The following is a 16,231-nucleotide window of genomic DNA, read 5'->3' as shown; positions in this document are numbered from 1 at the left end:
GCGCGCTTTACATGGCGGGCGGGTTGCCCGCGCATAGAGAATCGCGGCCGTCATGAGCCGCCTACTCCTCGCGCTGGCCGGGTTTTGCGTCAGCGCCGTTTGCACGGCCCAGACCCCGCCCGCCCGCCCTTCTGCCCAGCCCCCGCAATCCGCCCCGGCGGCCAGCGTACCGGCGTCGGCCGCCAGCAGCGCCAACCAGCTCGAACGCGTCGAGGTCAGCAGCGGCCCCACGGCCAACAGCCGGCGCCGTAACAGCACGGCCAGCAAGATCGTCATCGACCGCGAGGACCTGGACAAGTACGGCGACACCGTGCTGGGCGACGTGCTGCGCCGCCTGCCCGGCGTCACCCTTGGTGGCCGCCCGGGCCGCGGCGGCGACATCCGCATGCGCGGCATGGGCAGCGGCTTCACGCAAATCCTGGTGGACGGCGAGCGCGCGCCGGCCGGCTTTGCGGTCGAGGACTTGCCGCCCGACCAGATCGAGCGCATCGAGATCTACCGCGCCCCCACCGCCGAGACCGGTGCGCGGGCCGTCGCCGGCACCATCAACATCATCCTGCGCGAGCCGCTGGTCAAGGCCAACCACGAACTGCGCTTCACGCTGGGCCAGGACCGCAACGAACCGCAGGCCGATTTCAGCTGGACGCGCAATTTGCGCTGGGGCGGCGCCAACAACGACGAGTTCGTTGGCGCGGTGTCCACCAACGGCGGCATCCGGCGGCGCTTCAACAACATCGACTCGGGCAACCGCGTCACCGACACCGAGACTGGCCAGATCGTCGAGGAGACGACGCAGGTCGGCACCAGCGAAGGCAACAGCGCCAACCTCAACGGCAACGCGCGGCTGCGCTGGAAGTACAGCGACACGCTCAGCTTCAACATCTCGCCCTTCTTCGCCTTCTCGCAGAACGAGGGCAGCAGCCAGAGCAACGCCGAGGGCACACGCTTTCGCGACATCAGCGGTGACAACGACGGCCGCATGCACAACGTGCGGCTCAACCTGTCGGCCAACTACCGCCCCAAGGTCGGCGAAAGCTTTGACCTGCGTCTGGGCACGGGTGGCTTCAAGAACACCGGCAACAGCCACCGTCGCGACACGCTGACCGTTGCGGGCGTCACGACCCAGCGCATTCAAGACGACCACAACAGCGTCGAGGAAACGCAAAACAGCCTGGGCGGCAAGTGGAGCCTGAAGACCGCGCAGGAGCACCAGTGGGTCAGCGGCTTCGAGGCCGAGCGCAGCGAGCGCACGCAGGTGCGCGACACGCTCGTCAACGGCCAGGTGCTGCCCGGCCTGGTGAGGTTCGGCAAAACGCTGGGTTCGCGTAACGAGCGCTTCGCCGCCTACACCCAGGACGAGTGGAGCCCCACCAAGCAATGGTCCGTCTACGCGGGCCTGCGCTACGAGCGCATCGAGACCACGGCCGACGCCAGTGGCGTGCTGCCCGAGACGCGCAATGTGTCGCAGGTGGTGTCGCCGCTGTTCCACCTGCTGTGGAAGCCCGCCGCCTTCCCCAAGGACCAGGTGCGCCTGAGCCTGACGCGCAGCTATCGCTCGCCCAACCTCAACGACCTCGTCGCCCGGCCCAGCATCAACGCCACCTACCCCGACGGCCCCAACTACCAGACCCATGCCGACCGCGCCGGCAACCCGGACCTCAAGCCCGAGCTGGCCACCGGCGTCGACCTGAGCCTGGAGCACTGGCTGCCGACCGGTGGCGTCATCTCGGGCACGGCCTTTGTGCGCGACATCAAGAGCCTGATCCGCAGCGAGGTGATGCTGGAGACCGTCTCCTGGGACACGGCCCAGCGCTGGGTCAGCCGGCCGCGCAACATGGAAGGCGCGCGCACCATGGGCGTCGAGTTCGAGTTCAAGGCCCGCATGGACGAACTCTGGGAGGACGCGCCGGCGGAGCTGCAGCTGATGCTGCTGCGCTTCAACCTCGCGGTCTTCGACAGCAAGGTCAAAGGCATCTCCGGTGCCAACAACCGGCTCGACCAGCAGCCGCGCGGCAGCTTGAATTTCGGTATCGACCACCGCTGGAAGGCGCTGGGCCAGAACTTCGGCAGCGGCTTCAACGCCAGCTACGTGCCCGGCACGCGCGTGCAACAGACGCAAACGCTGCGCCGCGACGAGAACGCCCGCCGCCAGTTCGACGCCTACCTGTCGTGGAGCAGCGGCGCGGTGCGCGACGGCATCAACTGGCGCCTGTCCATGGCCAACCTGCTGCCGCGAGATGCCGAGGCGCGCTCTGAGGGCATCAGCAGCAACAGCGTCACCCAGCACGAATACCTGACCGAGAGCTGGTCGCGCAACAAGACCTTCCGGGTGATCTCGCTGCGGGCCGACATGCGCTTTTGAGCGCGCCGAGAATGCGGCCATGACGCGCCGCATCCTCTTCTTCTGCATGGGCAACATCTGCCGCAGCCCGACGGCTGACGGCGTCATGCGCGCCAAGCTGAAGGCGGCGGGGCTGGACATCGAGGTCGACTCCGCTGGCACGCACGGTTATCACATCGGCGCGCCGCCCGACGAACGCAGCCAGGAGCACGCCGCCAAACGCGGCTACGACCTGAGCCCGCTGCGCGCCCGCAAGCTGCTGGCGGCGGACTTCGAGCGCTTCGACCTCGTGCTGGCGATGGATGCTGACAACCTTGCCCATGCCGAACGCCTTTGCCCGCCGGCGCAGCGCCATCGCCTGAAGCTGCTGCTGGACTACGCGCCGCATACCGGCAAGCAGCATGTGCCCGACCCCTACTACGGTGGCGCGGCGGGTTTCGACGAGGTGCTGGACCTGGTGGAAGCCGCCTGCGACGGATTGATCGCCACGCTGCGCAAGCGCTGAACCAGCGGCGGTGACAGCGAGTTTCCGGGGGTAAGCCTGATTTGTTCGCCAGGCGAACAAATTACGATTGCCGGCACATCTAACGAGACGGTGCCGGAGACATGAACCCCATCAAGCCCTTGCTGGGCGCTGCCCTGCTGGCGCTCGCCAGCGCATCGGCCCAGGCCGCGCCGCCGGCCCATGCGCCCTACCACTGGCGGCCCGTCGCCATCGTCGGCGGCGGCTTTGTCGACGGCATCGTCTTCCAGCCGGCGGTGCCGGGCCTGACATATGCCCGCACCGACATGGGCGGCGCCTACCGCCGCGACACGGCCACCGGCCCCTGGCAACCGCTGCTGGACTGGCTGCCGCTGGCCGAAGTCAACCTCATGGGTGTCGAGAGCCTGGCCGTCGACCCGAACAACCCCGACGCGCTCTACCTCGCCTGCGGCACCTACACGAACCCCGCCGTGCCCAACGGCGCGGTGCTGCGCTCGAAGGACCGCGGCCGCACCTTCCAGCGCACCGACCTGCCCTTCAAGCTCGGTGGCAATGAGGGCGGGCGCGGCAACGGCGAGCGCCTGGCGGTGGACCCCAACGACGGCCGCGTGCTCTACCTCGGCAGCCGCCAGGCCGGCCTCTGGCGCAGCACCGACGCGGCCGCCAGCTTCCAGCGCGTGGATGCCTTTCCCGACTCGGCCTGGCGCCGCGACGCCGCTGACGGCCCGCTGCCGAGCTGGGGCGGCAGCGATGGCAAGGCGACCATCAACTTCGTGCTCTTCGACCCCGCAAGCGGCACACGCGGCCAGCCCAGCCGCACGATCTACGCCGGCGTGTCGGTCGTCGGTCGGCCCGGCCTGTGGGTCAGCCGCGATGCCGGCGCCAGCTGGCAGGCCGTGCCCGGCGCGCCCACACAGCACCGCCCGATGCGGGCGTCGCTGGCCAGCGATGGGCACCTGTACGTCGCCTACGCCAGCGATCCCGGCCCGCACCGCATGAAGGACGGCGCCCTGTGGCGCTACGACGTCGCCAAGCAGGCCTGGGCCGACATCACCCCCGAGCGCCCCAGCGCCACCAAGCCCTTCGGCTATGCGACCGTGACGGTCGACCCGGCCCACCCGCAGCGCCTGCTCGCCAGCACCGCCGGCCGCCCCGGTGGGGACGAGCTCTTCCGCAGCACGGACGGCGGCGCCACCTGGCAGCCGCTGTTCAATCGCGCCAGCTTCGATGCCGCGTTTGCGCCCTACGCCGCGGACACCCACCTGCACTGGCTCTACGATGTCAAGATCAACCCCGCCAACCCTGACCACGCGCTGTTCACCACCGGCTACGGCGGCTGGGAGACGCTGGACCTGACGCAGGCCGACGCCGGCAAGCCGACGCACTGGCGCATCATGGCCACCGGCATCGAGGAAACGGTCGCGCTGGCCCTGCACAGCCCGACCCAGGGCGTGCCACTGGTGACGGCCATCGGCGACTACTCGGGCTTCGTGCATGCCGACCTCGACAAGCCCGCACCCGGCAACCCCAAGCCGCCCTTCTTCGGCAACACGCACGACGTGGCTGGCGCTGAAGCCGCGCCCGAAGTCATCGTGCGCATCGGCAACGCACGCGACGGCGGCAAGAACCTGGGCTACTCGCTGGACGGCGGCAAGACCTGGCACCAACCCGCCACCGTCCCCGCTGCCAAATCGGGCGACGGCCACGTTGCCGTGTCCGCCAACGGCCAGGCCTGGATCTGGACACCCAAGGGAAGCACGCCCCACGTCAGCCATGACCGCGGCGACAGCTGGACGGCCGTGAAAGGCCTCCCCGCCGGCACCCGCGTCATCGCCGACCGCGTGAACCCGCGGCGCTTCCACGCGATGGCGCTGTTCGACGACAAGATCTATGCGAGCGACGACGCGGGGCTCAGCTTCAGCGCCCGACCCCTCGCCCTGCCTGACGGCCCCGTCACCCGCGCCACGACCGGCAGCCACAACCTCACCGGCCGGGGCGACAGCCGCGGCGGCCAGGACCGCCTCTACGCCACGCCGGGTCGCGAAAGCGATCTGTGGCTGGCCGCCTTCCACGGGCTGTACCGCGCTGGCGACGGCAAGGCCTTCAAGCGCCAGCCCGCCGTCACGCAGATCCACGCCTTCGGCTTCGGCCGCGCGGCGCCCGGCGCTGCGGAGCCCGCCTTGTATCTCGTCGGCACCGTCTCGGGCCAGTACGGCGTCTTCCGCTCGACCGACGGGGCAGCGACCTGGCGGCGCATCAAGGACGACGCGCATCAGTGGGGGCTGATCCTGCATGTCAGCGGCGACCCCAAGGTCTACGGCCGCGTCTACGTCGGCACGCATGGGCGGGGTGTGCTCTACGGCGACCCCAGGCCCTAGCAACGTGACAGCCGCTAGCGTTTGACAGGCGGCGCCAGCCGCCGCAACGACGACTTGAGCAGCCGGTCCTCCGCGTCGAACAGCGTGACCAGCTCCAGCTGCCGGGGCTGATCCGGCGTGCCGATCTCGTGCAGGTGCCGTTGCAACCGCCGGCCCGATTCGAAACGCAGGTCGTCGCGCGCCGCGCCCATGCGCTCGGCCACCTCGGCCGGCGACAGGCCGGGTGACAAGGCCAGCGCCGCCTTGGCCCAAGACTGCGGCAGCGCCTGCACGGCCGGGTCGGGCGGGGCGGGCGGGTCGTCCATGGCCTCGAAAACCACCCGCGTGTCGTCCGGCCAGCTGGTGTCGCCGATGGGCAGCCGAAACATGCGCTCGCGCAGCGAATAGCCCCAGTCGTAGTCCGGCCCGCCGTCGTCGCGCAGGCCGTGCAGCAGGCGCGCGCCGAGCACCCGCCGGCGCTCGCCATGCACCAGCGTCACCGCAAAGACCGGCCGGTCGGCGAAGTTGCTGGGGCTCCAGTCCGGGTCCCAGCAGTCATCGAAGCTGAAGGACAGCAGCCCGCCGAACCAGCTGCTGCCACGCGCCACGCCGCTGCCGAAGCCGACGCGGCATTGCAGCCGCAGGTCGCCCAGGCGGCGCTCGCCTTCGGCCACGCCAGGCGTGCGGATGTCGGGCCGCCAGGTCACGCGGCCATCGCCCAGGCGGCTGCGCAGCTCGATGCGTTCATCCAGCACGCGCCAGGCGGGGTCGATGACGAAGCGGTCCTCGTCGTCCAGCGGCACCGGCTGGCGGCCCGCCGGCGTCACCAGGGCCAGCTCAAGGCGCTGCGCGCTCTCCGCCTGGGTGCGCGCATAGACCTTGAACTTCAGCGCAGCGGCGGGCGCCAGCGCGTGGTACTTCTCGAACAGCGCCTGGGCCTTGAAGAGCTGGGCCAGCGTCTTCTTCTCGCGCGCGATGGCCGCCTCGCCCTGCACCTCGACACGGCCGAGTTGCGCGTCCGCGGCCCACGCACCGGCGGCACCGACTGCCATGCAAAGCAAGCATGCACCCCTCATGGATCGAAGCGCTTCAGGTAGGCGCGCAGTGGCTCCAGGTCCATCTCTGCGCGACGGACATCAACGTCGTCGGGGTCGGCCCATCTGTACCGCGCCAATCTTCCGTCCGGGCCGGGTTGCAATTGACTGCCGTAGCGCTGCGGTCGCCCTTGAATCATGTCGACGCGGTCCTCGCTGAGCGCCAGATTGGACCGTTGAATTTCTCCCGCCGCCGCCGCCGCACGCAAGCCCGGCATGTGCTGCGCCATCAGGTCCGGTGAATGCTGAAGCAGCAGCCACACGGCGCCGACGCCATCGATACCCACCTCGGCAGCCGTGGGGATACCACGCGTCTCCAGCAGACGCTTGAGTTCGGACGCATGGACCGCGTCTGCTTCCATCAACGCGCGCTCTGCCTCCTGAATGCGCGTCTGATCGGCCTGGGTCTGCGCGGCCTCAAGGGCGCGGCGCACCTGCTGATCACGCCGGACCATCGCTGCCAAGCTCTGCTGCAAGTCTGCTTCGGCACCCTTCAACGGCAGCATGCGCAGAATGCGTCCCGGCGCCGTGGCGTCGACTACGCGGATTGCCACGGAGCGCGCCTCAGACGACTCAGCCTTCACCCAGAAGGCCCCCGGCGGAAGCACGATCCGGCAGACGCCATTGCTGCCCCTGCCAATGATCTCCGCACCGCTGTAGTCTTCCCGGACCGCCTTGACGATGGTGTCAGGGACCGCTTGGCCGCTGTAGCCTGGACAAGGGAGCACGAGTTCCGCGCTCGCCGCCGCCGCGGCGGCGCCACTCGCCAAGACGAGGCTTGCTGCGCACTTCAGCACCGCTTGCACGCGTCACCCCACTGCGAACGCGTCCCGTGTCAGGTTCTCCGGCGCCTCGCCGGCGGGGCGGCAGGCCACGTCGTCCTCGATGCGGATGCCGCCGTAGCGCGACAAGCGCTCGACGCAGTCCCAGTCGACGTTCGCGCCCTGCGGCGACGCGCGCAGCTGGCGCAGCAGCGTCGGGATGAAGTAGAGCCCCGGCTCGATGGTCACCACCATGCCGGCCTGAAGCGGCCGTGTCAGGCGCAGGTAACGGTGGCCCTCGGGCTTGTCGGCCACGCCGCCGGTCTCGCTGGCCATGAAACCGCCGACGTCATGCACCTGCAGGCCCAGCAGGTGGCCGATGCCATGCGGGAAGAAGGGCTTGGTGACGCCCTCTTCCACCATGGCCTCCTCGCTCATGTTGACGACGCCCGCCCCGCGCAGCACGCGGGCGATGCGGCGGTGGGTACTGAGGTGGATGTCGCGGTAGTCGACGCCCTCACGCACTTGGTCGACTAGGCCGAGTTGTTCACGCTCCATTGCCGCGACCAGCGCCGCGAATTCGTCATGGCCGGGCGCGACCCAGGTGCGTGTGATGTCGCTGGCATAACCGTTCACCTGCGCGCCAGCATCGATGAGGAAGCTGCGCACTTCGGCCGGCGGGCTCTCGTCCTGGTATTGGTAGTGCAGTACCGCCGCATGCTCGTTGAGACCGACGATGTTGCTGTAGGGCAGGTCGCGGTCGGTGTGGCCAGTGGCGAGCAGGTAGGCGCGATGAATGCCCGCCTCGCTCTCACCGCGCAGGAAGGCCGCGCGCGCTGCGTTGTGCCCTGGCACAGCGCGGCGCTGGGCGGCGCGCATCTGGGTCAGCTCATACGGGCTCTTCACGCCGCGCGCCCAGTGCAGCAGGTTGAGCAGCGGCTCGGGATTGTTGGGCAGCAGCCCAGGCAGGGCCGCGTCGGGCTCGCCGAGGATGGCGGAGCGCGGCGTGACTACATCGGCCAGCGCCTTGGCCGCATCTTCGGGCTCGCGGATGACGACGAGCTCGACGGCATCCACCCATTCACCGCTGGGCGCGCTCGGCGGCACATGCCAGTAGTCGTCGGGTTGGTAGTAGACGACGCGCGGCTTCCTGCCGGGCCTGACCGCCAGCCAGGAGTGCGGGTGATTCGTCAGCGGCAGCCAGTGTTTGAAATGCGGGTTGGGCTGGAAGAGATAGGGGCGGTCGTCGAGGAAGGCGTACTTCTCGATGCCGGAGGCGATCAGCAGCATGTCGAAGCCGGTTCGCTCCAGCGCGGATTCCGCCTGGCGTTGCAGCGTGGCGAGATGGTCGAGGTAAAGGCTCATGCGGCGGTCCTGGATCTCAGCGGTTTCGGCTTGCAGCTTGGGGCATCGCTTGTGGCGATACGGTGGACTTTGGATTGTCTGGCAGACGCCGCCGCCGCAAAGACGCGAGCACTTTCCAGGCGGCAGCAGGGCCCCGCAATGCTCGCAGCCCGGACGCAACGCCAACTGGGTCAGCGGCTCTTGCGGTAAGGCTCGTCCTCGACGATGAAGTCCTGCTCCCGCAGCGCGTCCGCCACCCAGTCCTCCACCGCCGGATGCGCCAGCAGCGCGTCGCGATAGGCCGCTGCCGCCTCGGATACCGGCAAGCCAAATCGGCTCAGCCGCACGGCGACCGGCGCAAAGTAGGCATCCGCCGCGCTGAAGGCGCCGAACAGGAAGGGGCCGCCGCTGCCGGCCAGCGCATCGCTCCAGGCCGCATCCAGCCTGGCCACATCGGCACGCAGCGCCTCGTCCTCGGCCCACAGCCTGGCGCCGACATCGGGGAAGAACACCTCGATGTTCATCGGGCAGACGGTGCGCAGCCGCATGAAGCCGGCATGCATCTCCGCACACAGGCTGCGCGCCCGGGCGCGGGCCTTCACGTCGCGCGGCCAGATGGCGTGCTCGGGATGGCGGTCGGCGATGTACTCGGTGATGGCCAGCGTGTCCCACACGGTGAAGCCGTCATCCTCGACGATGACCGGCACGCGCTTGGTGGGCGTGATGCCCGAGATGACGCGGCTCCATTCAGAGCCCTCGCTGAAGTCGAAGCGTAGCTTGACCTCGTCGACGGGAATGCCGAAAGCCGCCAGCAGGACGCCGCTGCGCATGGACCAGGACGAGTAGTTCTTGTTGCCGATGTAGAGCTTCATGGGACCTTTCATTCATGGGGGCCGTGCAAGCTTATGCCGGCGCGCGGCGGCCGGCGGTGAGCAATCCGCATGGCATTGATGCGCGACGCAGCGATGTCATGTCGGGCGACTAGGCTGCGACGCCTTTGCAGGCATGCGCATTGCCGCGAGTCCCTCCCCCTCACGTCATGAAGGCCGACCCATGGACATCCTGCCCAAACCCCTGGTGGCTTCGCTGGCCCTCGCTGTGTCGGCGCTCGCCCTCCCACCGGCGCATGCCGACCCGCTCGTCTATCTGGGCCAGCAGATCGTCGAAACCGGCCGGCAGTTCGGCGGCACGGCGGTGGGCGGCCTGTCCGGCATCGACTACAACCCGCTGACGCAGCGGCACTTCGCCATCAGCGACGACCGCAGCGCCCTCAACCCGGCGCGCTTCTACGAGCTGTCGCTGGACCTGGCGCAGTTCCAGCGCAGCGCCACGCCGGGCAGTCTGGGTGTCAGCTTCCATGCGGTGACGAGCATCGCCAACGTCGACGGCCTGCCCTTCGGCACCAACCAGGTCGACCCGGAGGGCATTCGCTACGACGCGGCGCGCGGCCAGCTCTATTGGAGCAACGAAGGTCAACGCACGTCGGCCGGCTTCCAGGACCCTACCGTGCGCAGCATGAGGCTCGACGGCAGCTACGTCAGCACCTTTGCCGTGCCGACCCACTACAAGCCGGCCGGCTCCAGCGGTGGCCTGAACGCCGGTGACACCGGCATCTACAACAACCTCGCCTTCGAGAGCCTGACCCTGTCGCGCGACGGCAAGACGCTGTGGACTGCCACAGAGAACGCCTTGGCCCAGGACGGCCCGCCCAGCAGCGTGACCCACGGCAGCCGCGCCCGCCTGCTGGGCTTTGACGCCGCCACCGGCCTGGCCGGCGCGGAGTATGTGTACGACGTGTCCCCGGTGGCCCTGCCGCCGATCTTCCCCGGCCTGTTCGCCACCAACGGCCTGGCCGACATGCTCGCCATCGGTGACCGCCAGTTCATCACCATCGAACGCAGCTTTGCCGTCGGCGCGGCCACACCCGGCGTGGCGGCCACCACCAACGGACAGCCCACCGGCAACACCATCCGCCTCTTCTATGCCGATGCGCGCGGGGCGACCGATGTGTCGGGCCTGACCTCGATTGCCGGCGCAGCGGTGACGGCCGTCAAGAAGGAGTTGCTGCTGGACCTGTCGACGCTCAAGCACGACGACGGCAGCGCGCTCGCTCTCGACAACATCGAGGGTCTGACGCTGGGCCCGGTCATCGATGGCAAGCAGACGCTGATCCTGGTGTCCGACAACAACTTCGGCGGCAGCCAGTTCACCCAGTTCGTCGCGCTGTCGATCAATGCGCCCATCCCCGAGCCGCAGACCTATGCCCTGCTGCTGGCCGGCCTGGCACTGGTGGCCGGTGCGGCCCGCCGCTGCGCATAAAGAAAGTATTTCGGGCAGAGCGCCGGGCCGCCCCAAGCCGGCCCGCGCTGGCGATGTGCTTGCGGCTCGATGCCGCAAGCATCGCCGTCCCCCAGGGGGCTGAGGCCGGACACATCACATCCAGTGGATGTGATGTGCCTGCCGAAGGGCTGCGGCACTGCCGCAGCGCGGTCTGCAAGACCGACTGGGCTTGCCGGCGTTCAGCCGGGCAAGACCGGGCGAGGGGCTTCAGTTCAGCGCCTGGCGCGCCAGGCGTTCAGCCGGGCGACGCCGGCGCCAGGCGCCAGGTAAGTCGGCAGCACCGCCTCCAGCGAGGCCGGGGTGATCCCAAGCTCGGCCAGGCCGGGCAGTTGGCCGCTCGGCACATTGGGCACGGAAAGCGACGCCAGGTTGTCACGCGACAGCAGCGGCTCGCCAGGCAGGCATTCCATGGCCAGCGCCTGCAGCGTGGCCAGCGGGCCGGGCAGGGCCAGCACGGTGCGTTCGTGGCCGGCGGTGCGGCCGGCAAGGCGCACCAGTTCGGCCAGCGTCAGCTCGCGCGGGCCGGCGATCTCGAAGGTCTGGCCGATGGTGTCGCGGCGCATCAGCACCTCGACGATGGCGCGTGCCAGGTCTTGCACCCAGACCGGTTGCAGCCGTGCGCCGGAGCCGGCCAACGGCATCAGCGGGAACAGGCCCTGCAGCCGGGCGAACAGGTTGACGCTCTTGTCGCCGTCGCCGAAGACGAGCGACGGGCGCAGCAAGCTCAGCTCCAGCGCGCCGGTCTGGGTGGCGACCTGCAGCACGGCCTCGCCGGCGGCCTTGCTGCGCAGATAGCGCGAGGGCGCGTGCTCAGCCACGCCAAGGGCGCTGACATGCACGAGGCGGCGCGGGCCGGCCGCGCCCATGGCGGCGGCAATGCGCCTGGGCAGCTCCACGTGCACATGTTCGAAGGCGGCGGCATTCCCTTGCAGGATGGCGACGAGGTTGACGACGGCGTGATGACCAGACAGCAGCGTGGCCAGGTCGCGGAAGACATCGGCCTGCAACACGGTCACGCCGGGCAGGCTTTGCAGGTCGCGCGCATGGGCCAGGCGGCGCGTCGGCACGGTGATGCGCACGCCGGCGCCCAGCCGGCGCATCAGCTGCTCGCACAGCGCGCGGCCGACAAAGCCGCTGCCGCCCAGAACCAGGACCGAAAAGCTCATGACTTGGCATCCCCCGCCGCCGCCGGCGGCACATCGCTGACATCTGCGGCGCGCATGCCGGCCGGGCCGACGCTGGCGCCGAGGCGCTCGCGCACGCGCGTGGCCGGCAGGCCCAGCACCTGGGCGTAGACCGCGCCGCCGAGCAGCACCTTGCGCACATAGTCGCGCGTCTCGGTGAAGGGAATGTTCTCGGCCCAGATGGCCGCGTCGATGACGGGGCCATCGCGCCAGCGCGCCGGGCGGCCGGGGCCGGCGTTGTAGGCGGCCGCGGCCAGGGCCTGGGCGCCGTCGAAACGGTCCAGCACCAGCTTCAGGTAATGGGTGCCGATGCGGAGGTTGAAGTCGCGGTCGTGGATGCGGGCGGGGCTGTAGTCCAGGCCGGCCTTCTTGGCCGTCCACTTGGCCGTGGCGGGCATGACCTGCATCAGGCCCGACGCGCCGACATGGGAACGCGCGTCCAGCACGAAGCGCGATTCCTGGCGGATCAGGCCGTAGACATAGGCCGGGTCCAGGCCGGCGTTCTGCGCCTCGCGCTGAAGTTCGGTGCGGAACGGCAGGGGGTAGCGCTGGGCGATGTCGATCTCGGTCTTGGTGCGCTCGCTGGTGTTGATGCAGCGGTCCCAGACCTCGCGGTCGCAGGCTTCCTGGGCGGCGGCCAGCAGGGCGCGGTCGCCCATGCCGCGCAGCGAGAAATTCCACTCGCGCACGCCCTCGCTGCGCAGGCCGAACTCGATGAGCTGCAGGCCGCGCGTCAGGCCGGGGTGTTGGCGGGCGGCGCGGCGCTCCTCGGCGGTCAGCGGCGCGGGGGGGGATGGCAGCGGCGTCGGCAGGCCGAGGTCCTCGGCGGCCAGGCGGCCGAAGTAGTTCAGCGGCCCGTATTGGGGCGACGCCACCATCGCGGCGAGCTGGGCGCGTGCCGTCGGCGCATCGCCCTGCATGCGCGTCGCGCGGGCCTTCCAGTAGACCCAGGCCGGGTCGCGCTGCTCGGCCGGGCTCATCTTCTCGATGGCGCGCAGCGCGACGGCCGGCTGCTTGGCGCGCAGCGCGGCGCGCGCGGCCCAGGCCAGCGTGTCGTCGCTCCAGTCCAGCTCGGCCGCCAGCTTGGCGGCGCGCTCGAAGGCGGGCATGGCGTCGTCGCGCAGGCGCAGCGCCGACTGGCGGCCGATCTGTGCCCACAGCCAGGCCTGCAGGTCGGCGGGCAGGCGGCTCCATTTGTCGCCCAGCAGGTCGCCGGCCTGCTCGGGGTCGTTGGCCGCGACGCGGGCCAGGGCCAGCGCCGTCAGTTCCGCTTCCGCGCGCGGTGAGGTGCGGGCCTTGCGCGTCAGGTAGCGGCCGGCGTTGTCCTGCAGTTCGGCCAGTTTCTGATCGAAGGGCTTGCTGCCCAGCAGCGCGACGGCCTGGCGCGCGGCGCGCGGGCGGCTCTGCTCGATCGCCAAGCGCGCCTTGGCCCAGACAGTGTCGGGCTTGAACTGGCCGGCCTCCAGCATGGCCTTGGCCAGCTGCTGGCAACCGTCGTCGCCGTCCTTCTGGCCCATCCAGGCTTCCCGGGCAGTGTCGGTGGCGACCTTGCTGCCGGCCGCATGGTCGGCCAGCAGTGCATAGCAGGCCACCTCGCGGTCATCGCGCATCTGGTAGGGCACATGGTCGCGCCGGAAGTTGGCCCAGTCGCGGCGGCGGCCCAGTTCCAGGAGCCAGTCGTTGCGCAGCCGGTCCTCGACATAGCTGCCGGGGTAGCGCGCATAGAAGGCATCCATGTCGGGCTGGCGGATCTCGGCCATGCGCGCGTTCAGGTCGAAGTAGTCGACCCAGCCGGCCAGCGGATCGTTCTGGCGGCGCGCGGTGTCGGCAAGCGACGCCAGCCGCGGGCGGTCGCGCTTGACCCAGGCCTCACGGGCCTGCACGGCCAGGTCGCCCGGCCCCGGTTGTGCCCCGCATCCCAGGGCCCACATCAGGCTCATCCCGAGCCACCACTTCACCGCCGTCATGCCTACTACCTCTGCGTCCGGCGCTCACGCCCACCGGACGAATTTAACCCAGGGGGAATCCCTATTGGTTCCAGCCCTCGATCTCGAAGCGCAGGCGGCCGCGGATGCCGGGGTTGCTGGGCTTCATCTTGCCGTTGGCGCCGACGGTGCTGCTGTCGAAGGGCACGCTGACCTCGATGCGACCGGACTTCAGCTGGGTGGCCTTGATCTCGGTGTCGGCCATGGACACGCCGGCGTCCTGCCAGGCGTACTTGACTTTCCAGTCCTCGCCTTCCTTGGCCGGGGGCACCATCTCCAGGATCAGCGCATTGCGGAACAGATAGCCGCCCTCAAAGTGCTCGTTGAGCCACAGCCGCTTCTCGATCTCGTAGTCGGGCACGCGCACGCCCAGCGTCATGCCGTAGGCCAGTGACTTGCGTTGCATGTTGACCCGCGCGCGGTTGGCCAGGAAGACCGAGCTGAGGTAAAGGCTGGCGTTCTTCTGCCAGTCGGCATGGGCCACGCAGGCGACCGAGTCCTCCTCGGTCGTGCGCCGGGTCAGGTACCAGAGCTTGCCGCGCGGCGAGGCCAGCACCTCGATCTGGTAGAGGGCGTTGACGGCCCGCCCGGCGTCGGCCTCCGCCTGCACCTTGTCGGGCAGGCGGATGTCCTCGATCTCCAGCCACAGATCCACGCGCACGTCGCCGAACAGGAAGCGCGCCAGGTTCTGGAAGCCCTCCTCGCTGTTGACGATGCCGAAGTAACCCGAGTGGGCGCGGTAGACGACCGCCTTGGCGCATTGCTGTGTGATGTTGTTCTTGGCGTCCAGGCCGCACAGCGTCGCGTTCTCGATCTTGACCAGGCCGTCGCTGCCATGGCCGACGAAGCTGCGCGACATGCCGGCGGCGGCCTCGTAGTCCAGCCGGTTGCTGCCCACCAGCGTGAAGATGCGGCGCGACGGGAAGCGCGCCTCCGGCACCAGGTCCACGCGCTTGTGCTTCTTGGCGGCAGCGGCCAGGTCCAGGTAGTCCGGCATGCGCTTGTCGCGGTCGAAGTTGGAGATGTCGTTGACGCCCAGCCACGACGGAATGTTCTGGCCCAGCACGTCGATGCCGTTGTGCGGCGTGGCATAGGTGAAGAACTTGTCGACATGCTGGACCACCTTCTCGGTATCCAGCGCCGGGTTTTGCAGGAAGGCGCGGCAGACCAGGCCGCCCATGGAATGCGCCACCAGGTAGCAGCGGAAATCGGCCGGCTTGATCTTGTTGTCGGGGTTCTTGCAGACCAGGTCGCGCACGCGGGCCACCAGCTTGGACAGGCCCTTGGCGAAGTCCTCGATCTCCGGCGTCTTGCCGTTGCCGAGATGGGTGGAGGCGGCGTCGTAGTAGCGGTAGATGACGATGCAGCGGTTGCCCAGCTTGTTGCCGGTGGGCTTGCCCATGGAGTCGAGCTCCCACTCGTCGTCGATGATGTCGTAGCCGTCCTCGTAGACGTCCTGGTACTGGTACTCCGACGCCAGCCGCACGACGGGCGACTCGAAGACGTACTTGCGCGGGCGCTCGGTCTTGTTGGGCACGGCTCGGTACATGGTCGAGCCGAGGTTGAAGCCGCAGAAGGGGTCGGCCGCGGTCTCATCGATCTCGCCACGCGACATCGCATAGCCGCGCACGTAGATGATGGGGTGGTAGGGGGCGTCGGGCGTGGGCATGGGCGGCTTCCGTGGTGGAGACGAAAGACGACCATAGCCCCTGACAGCGCCTGGTGAGCAGCGCGACAACCAGGAACGTCCCCAGCCCTGAGGACCGACACGCGCCCTGGGTTTTAATTGGCCGATGACCGCTGCCCACCCCGACCGCCCGACCCTGCGCCGCGAGCTGCTGGCCGCGCGCCGCGACTTTGCGGCCAGCCCGGCCTTCCAGACCGCGCAGGCCGCCCTCACCCAAGCGCTGCCCGAGCTGCTGGCGCAGCTGGAGCCCGAGCTGCTGGGCGTGTACTGGCCGCTGGCGGGCGAGTTCGACCCCGGCGAACTGCCCTACCCGCGCGCGCTGCCGTTTGCGCGCCGCGAACCGGCCGAGATGGTGTTCCGGCGCTGGGACGGCAGCGCACCCGCCGCGCAGGACGAGTGCGGCATCGCGACATCCAGCGGCGCGGTTGCCGTGCCCGATGTCGTGCTGGTGCCCTGCGTCGGTTTCACGCGCGAAGGATTTCGCCTGGGCTACGGCGGCGGCTATTTCGACCGCTGGATGGCGGCGCATCCCGGAGTGACGGCCATCGGCCTGGCCTGGTCGGGCAGCGAGACGCATTTCGCCGTCGAGGCGCATGACCGCGCGCTGACCCTGATCCTGACCGAGCGCGAGCTCGTCACGCCGGATTGAGGCGG

Annotated in this window: 12 protein-coding genes; 5 read left to right on the top strand and 7 right to left on the bottom strand. The window is 69.6% G+C overall.

Going from position 1 to position 16,231, the window contains the following annotated elements; translation table 11 throughout:
* Nucleotides 1-52: 52 nt before the first annotated feature.
* The 3 genes from ASC81_RS01090 to ASC81_RS01080 all read left to right on the top strand — a co-directional run bounded on the left by ASC81_RS01090 (nt 53) and on the right by ASC81_RS01080 (nt 5,203).
* Nucleotides 53-2,362 (top strand): TonB-dependent siderophore receptor, encoded by a 2,310-nt coding sequence (locus ASC81_RS01090; protein WP_056261580.1) that lies wholly within the window; start codon nt 53-55, stop codon nt 2,360-2,362.
* Between the two features lie 19 nt (nt 2,363-2,381).
* Nucleotides 2,382-2,846, top strand: a complete 465-nt coding sequence (locus tag ASC81_RS01085) for a low molecular weight protein-tyrosine-phosphatase (RefSeq protein WP_056261577.1) — start codon at nt 2,382-2,384, stop codon at nt 2,844-2,846.
* Between the two features lie 101 nt (nt 2,847-2,947).
* Entirely contained in the window at nt 2,948-5,203 is a 2,256-nt protein-coding gene (locus ASC81_RS01080) for a hypothetical protein (RefSeq protein WP_200946667.1), read from the top strand.
* A 14-nt stretch (nt 5,204-5,217) separates the two neighbouring features.
* On the opposite strand, the gene ASC81_RS01075 is transcribed toward ASC81_RS01080, so the two are convergent.
* From ASC81_RS01075 to ASC81_RS01060, 4 genes are all read right to left on the bottom strand, one after another.
* The gene (locus ASC81_RS01075) at nt 5,218-6,234 is read right to left on the bottom strand and encodes a hypothetical protein (RefSeq protein WP_056261574.1); all 1,017 of its coding nucleotides are present in this window, start codon (nt 6,232-6,234) and stop codon (nt 5,218-5,220) included.
* A 20-nt stretch (nt 6,235-6,254) separates the two neighbouring features.
* Nucleotides 6,255-7,082: a DUF6624 domain-containing protein gene (locus ASC81_RS01070; RefSeq protein WP_056261572.1), complete on the bottom strand. Its 828-nt coding sequence runs from the start codon at nt 7,080-7,082 to the stop codon at nt 6,255-6,257.
* Between the two features lie 3 nt (nt 7,083-7,085).
* Nucleotides 7,086-8,402, bottom strand: a complete 1,317-nt coding sequence (gene pepQ / locus ASC81_RS01065; protein ID WP_056261570.1) for a Xaa-Pro dipeptidase — start codon at nt 8,400-8,402, stop codon at nt 7,086-7,088.
* Nucleotides 8,403-8,572: 170 nt separating this feature from the next.
* Entirely contained in the window at nt 8,573-9,253 is a 681-nt protein-coding gene (locus ASC81_RS01060) for a glutathione S-transferase (protein WP_056264123.1), read from the bottom strand.
* Between the two features lie 181 nt (nt 9,254-9,434).
* Here ASC81_RS01060 and ASC81_RS01055 point away from each other — a divergent pair, with 181 nt between their 5' ends.
* Nucleotides 9,435-10,700 carry an esterase-like activity of phytase family protein gene (locus ASC81_RS01055; protein ID WP_082536165.1) on the top strand — a complete coding sequence of 422 codons (1,266 nt, stop codon included), beginning with the start codon at nt 9,435-9,437 and terminating at the stop codon, nt 10,698-10,700.
* A 233-nt stretch (nt 10,701-10,933) separates the two neighbouring features.
* Here the strand turns inward: ASC81_RS01055 and ASC81_RS01050 are convergent, their stop codons facing one another.
* The 3 genes from ASC81_RS01050 to ASC81_RS01040 form a co-directional block, all read right to left on the bottom strand.
* Nucleotides 10,934-11,887 carry a complex I NDUFA9 subunit family protein gene (locus tag ASC81_RS01050; RefSeq protein ID WP_056261566.1) on the bottom strand — a complete coding sequence of 318 codons (954 nt, stop codon included), beginning with the start codon at nt 11,885-11,887 and terminating at the stop codon, nt 10,934-10,936.
* A complete protein-coding gene (locus tag ASC81_RS01045; RefSeq protein ID WP_056261563.1) occupies nt 11,884-13,872 on the bottom strand; it encodes a lytic transglycosylase domain-containing protein in 1,989 nt (662 codons plus the stop codon). Before ASC81_RS01045 ends, ASC81_RS01050 begins: the two co-directional genes overlap by 4 nt.
* A gap of 61 nt (nt 13,873-13,933) precedes the next feature.
* On the bottom strand, nt 13,934-15,559 hold the full coding sequence (locus ASC81_RS01040) for a triacylglycerol lipase (RefSeq protein ID WP_056261560.1): 1,626 nt from the start codon (nt 15,557-15,559) through the stop codon (nt 13,934-13,936).
* A 124-nt stretch (nt 15,560-15,683) separates the two neighbouring features.
* Between ASC81_RS01040 and ASC81_RS01035 the strand changes: the two genes are divergently transcribed.
* Nucleotides 15,684-16,226 carry a 5-formyltetrahydrofolate cyclo-ligase gene (locus tag ASC81_RS01035; protein WP_056261558.1) on the top strand — a complete coding sequence of 181 codons (543 nt, stop codon included), beginning with the start codon at nt 15,684-15,686 and terminating at the stop codon, nt 16,224-16,226.
* The last annotated feature ends 5 nt before the right edge of the window (nt 16,227-16,231 follow it).

It is taken from the genome of Pelomonas sp. Root405 (assembly GCF_001425165.1).
Lineage (GTDB): Bacteria > Pseudomonadota > Gammaproteobacteria > Burkholderiales > Burkholderiaceae_C > Pelomonas.
Note: the sequence above shows the minus strand (reverse complement) of the source record. Positions and strands in the feature narration are given on the sequence as shown.

What these genes read in the sequence shown, in the direction of transcription:
- ASC81_RS01090 (WP_056261580.1), top strand. Translation starts at nt 53, where the DNA reads ATGAGCCGCCTACTCCTCGCGCTGGCCGGGTTTTGCGTCAGCGCCGTT.
- ASC81_RS01085 (WP_056261577.1), top strand. Translation starts at nt 2,382, where the DNA reads ATGACGCGCCGCATCCTCTTCTTCTGCATGGGCAACATCTGCCGCAGC.
- ASC81_RS01080 (WP_200946667.1), top strand. Translation starts at nt 2,948, where the DNA reads ATGAACCCCATCAAGCCCTTGCTGGGCGCTGCCCTGCTGGCGCTCGCC.
- ASC81_RS01075 (WP_056261574.1), bottom strand. Translation starts at nt 6,234, where the DNA reads ATGGCAGTCGGTGCCGCCGGTGCGTGGGCCGCGGACGCGCAACTCGGC.
- pepQ (WP_056261570.1), bottom strand. Translation starts at nt 8,402, where the DNA reads ATGAGCCTTTACCTCGACCATCTCGCCACGCTGCAACGCCAGGCGGAA.
- ASC81_RS01060 (WP_056264123.1), bottom strand. Translation starts at nt 9,253, where the DNA reads ATGAAGCTCTACATCGGCAACAAGAACTACTCGTCCTGGTCCATGCGC.
- ASC81_RS01055 (WP_082536165.1), top strand. Translation starts at nt 9,435, where the DNA reads ATGGACATCCTGCCCAAACCCCTGGTGGCTTCGCTGGCCCTCGCTGTG.
- ASC81_RS01050 (WP_056261566.1), bottom strand. Translation starts at nt 11,887, where the DNA reads ATGAGCTTTTCGGTCCTGGTTCTGGGCGGCAGCGGCTTTGTCGGCCGC.
- ASC81_RS01045 (WP_056261563.1), bottom strand. Translation starts at nt 13,872, where the DNA reads ATGACGGCGGTGAAGTGGTGGCTCGGGATGAGCCTGATGTGGGCCCTG.
- ASC81_RS01040 (WP_056261560.1), bottom strand. Translation starts at nt 15,559, where the DNA reads ATGCCCACGCCCGACGCCCCCTACCACCCCATCATCTACGTGCGCGGC.
- ASC81_RS01035 (WP_056261558.1), top strand. Translation starts at nt 15,684, where the DNA reads ATGACCGCTGCCCACCCCGACCGCCCGACCCTGCGCCGCGAGCTGCTG.